The sequence below is a fragment of the Mycobacterium sp. genome (assembly GCF_035314665.1).
Classification (GTDB): domain Bacteria; phylum Actinomycetota; class Actinomycetes; order Mycobacteriales; family Mycobacteriaceae; genus Mycobacterium.
In genome coordinates, this window is record NZ_DATFZD010000083.1 from 1 (window position 1) to 2,953 (window position 2,953).

A 2,953-nucleotide genomic window follows, 5' to 3' on the forward strand; every position below is an offset into this window, starting at 1 on the left:
CGCTACCTCGCGGATTGCCGACGTAGAGGTGCTGTGGGTCTGGCCAACCAGTCATACGGGTGAGCGCCGCCGTGCTGAGCAATGATCAGAACTTAATAGCTTCGTTGGGCACTGGACGATTCCTGATCAGAACACGGGGCTGGACCCCTATCCACAGGCTAGAGCGGCCTGCTGCTCTGCGACCTTTCGAGTGAGTGGTCGGTTGTCGAGTGGCGGCGGAACGCCTGACCGATACCGCGGTCAGCAAGACCTGCCGGGAGAACGGCGAAAGTCGGCGTGTCGTGACCGGCTGCTCCTCGGAAGGGGTTGAGGTGGGAATCGTGGTTCGAGCCCGCCTGCACGATCGACACCTAATCGACGGGGAGCCGTTGAGCTCTGACCATGAAGACCGGGGTCGTGTGGGTTGCTGGGATCGCGAACGGCTCATCGGAGGTCAGGCCATCAGAGCCTTGCTATTAGGGCGCCGCGCGTTCTCACTAAAGGGTCACGCACCCAACATAATTCGACAACAGAGGAGGAACGTTTGCCCATGGTCACGTGCGGGATCGACTGGGCCGAGGACCATCACGACATCGCGCTGGTGGATGCCGACGGGCGGCTGGTCGCCAAAGGGCGCATACCCGAGTCGGTCGCCGGATTCACCGAACTGACCACAATGCTGGCCGACGCCGGCGACGACCCCGAGGATCGGATCCCGGTCGCGATCGAGACCCCGCGCGGCCTGCTGGTCGCCGCGTTGCCGGCGACCGGTCGACCGGTCTACCCGATCAACCCAATGTCGGTGGCCCGCTACCGGGAACGCACCTCGATGTCGGGCAAGAAATCCGACCACACCGACGCCGTCACGCTGGCCAACATCCTGCGTACCGACGTCGACCAGCATCGTCGGCTGCCCGACGACACCGAACTGGCGCAATCGATCACCGTGCTCGCCCGCGCCCACCAGGACGCCACCTGGCGGCGCGCCCGGGCCGGCAACGAATTGCGGTCGCTGCTGCGGGAGTATTTTCCGGGTTTCCTGCACGCCTTCGCCGAGCGCCCCGGCGGAATCACCGCGCCCGAAGCCCGTACGGTGCTCGCCATCGCCCCCACCCCGGCCAAGGCGGCGCGGCTGTCCAGGCCGCAGATCGTGGCCGCCCTGCGCCGCGCCGGACGCCATCGCGGCCTGACCACGCTCGCGGCCACGATCCAGCAGCAGCTGCGGCTGCCGCAGCTGCGACAACCCGCCCTGGTCGAAGAGGCCTTCGGCATCCAAGCGGTCGCATTGCTGGCCAGCCTCGACGCCGAATGCGTCAACCTCGAGCGTCTCGGCCAGGCGACCGCCACCGCATTCGCCCAACACCCCGAGCACCGGATTATCACCTCTTTCGTCGGGCTTGCCGACCTCACCGGTGCCCGCCTGCTCGCCGAAATCGGGGACGACCGCACACGATTCGTCGATGCCCGAGCGTTGAAGGCGTTCGCCGGGTCCGCGCCGGTCACCAAGGCCTCCGGGCGCAGCATCCGCATCACCCATCGGCACGTGAAGAACAACCGCCTCGCTGCCGTCGGCTTCGTCTGGGCGTTCGTTGCCGCCGGCCGCCAGGGACCCAACCGCGATCACTACCTGGCATGCCGCGAACGCGGCGACCGTCACCCCGCGGCCCTGCGTCACCTCTACAACCGGATGCTCGGCCAGCTCCACCACTGCTTGCAGACCGGCCAAACCTACGACCCGATCAAGGCATACGGACCGCCACCAACCCACCCCACACGAGCCACCGCTTGACTCTTAGCAAGATCGGAGGTCTGTGGATGGCTCTCGGCCTGGTGACGTGGTGGGCACACCTTCCCCGAGGATGATCTGAAGGTCCAAGTAGGTCTGATCAAGAGCCGGCGTTGGCGCGCTGGTTCGGGAAGGTACGCCCATGCTCAAGGTAGTCCACGACGCGGATGCGTCCAACGAGAACAGTGCGGCGGACGGGTCGCTGCTCGACGAGATCGTCCGCGACGGTGCACGGGCAATGCTCGCGGCGGCGTTGCAGGCCGAGGTCGCCGCCTACATCGACGCCCACGCCCACGAGGTCGACGAAACGGGTCACCGGCTGTTGGTCCGCAACGGCTTCCACCAGCCGCGGGAGGTGCTCACGGCGGCGGGTGCGGTGCCGGTGCGAGCGCCCCGGGTCGACGACAAGCGCATCGACGCCGAGACCGGTGAACGTCGCCGGTTCTGCTCGGTGATCCTGCCCGCGTGGGCGCGCAAGTCTCCGCAGGTGGCCGAGGTGCTGCCGCTGCTGTACCTGCATGGCCTATCCAGCAGCGACTTCGGCCCGGCGTTGGAGCAGTTCGTCGGGTCGGCCGCGGGCCTGTCCGCGGCGACGATCACCCGGCTGACCGCGCAGTGGCAGGACGACGCGGAGGCGTTCAACAAGCGCTCGTTGCACGACACCGACTACGTGTACGTGTGGGTCGACGGCCTACCACCTCAAGGTCCGCCTGGAGCAGGACAAGGTATGCCTGCTGGTCATGATCGGCGTGCGCGCCGACGGCACCAAGGAACTGGTCGCGCTCGCCGACGGGTTTCGCGAGTCGTCACAGTCGTGGGCCGATCTGCTGCGGTCGTGCCGACGCAGCGGGATGACCGCGCCGGTGCTGGCGGTCGGTGACGGGGCGTTGGGGTTCTGGAAGGCGTTGCACGAGGTGTTCCCCTTCACCCGCGAGCAGCGGTGCTGGTTCCACGTCAGCTCCAACGTTCTTGCCGCCCTGCCGAAGTCGGCGCACCCAGGCGCCAAAGCCGCGCTCGCGGAGATCCACAACGCCGAGGATAAAGACTACGCAATGAAGGCGGTCAAAGCGTTCGCCGCCGACTACGGAGCCAAGTGGCCCAAGGCAGTCGCCAAGATCACCGAGCACACCGACGTGCTCCTCGCGTTCTACAACTACCCGGCCGAGCACTGGATCCACCTGCGTACCA

Annotated in this window: 1 protein-coding gene and 1 pseudogene; both read left to right on the forward strand. The window is 67.1% G+C overall.

All coding sequences use genetic code 11. From position 1 onward, the window contains the following. The first annotated feature begins 529 nt into the window (after nucleotides 1-529). Complete coding sequence (locus VKI00_RS06275; RefSeq protein WP_324436141.1) at nucleotides 530-1,768, forward strand: IS110 family transposase; 1,239 nt, start codon at nucleotides 530-532, stop codon at nucleotides 1,766-1,768. A 139-nt stretch (nucleotides 1,769-1,907) separates the two neighbouring features. After that, a pseudogene (locus VKI00_RS06280) lies at nucleotides 1,908-2,953 on the forward strand (IS256 family transposase); the annotation flags it as partial.

What these genes read in the sequence shown, in the direction of transcription:
- VKI00_RS06275 (WP_324436141.1), top strand. Translation starts at nt 530, where the DNA reads ATGGTCACGTGCGGGATCGACTGGGCCGAGGACCATCACGACATCGCG.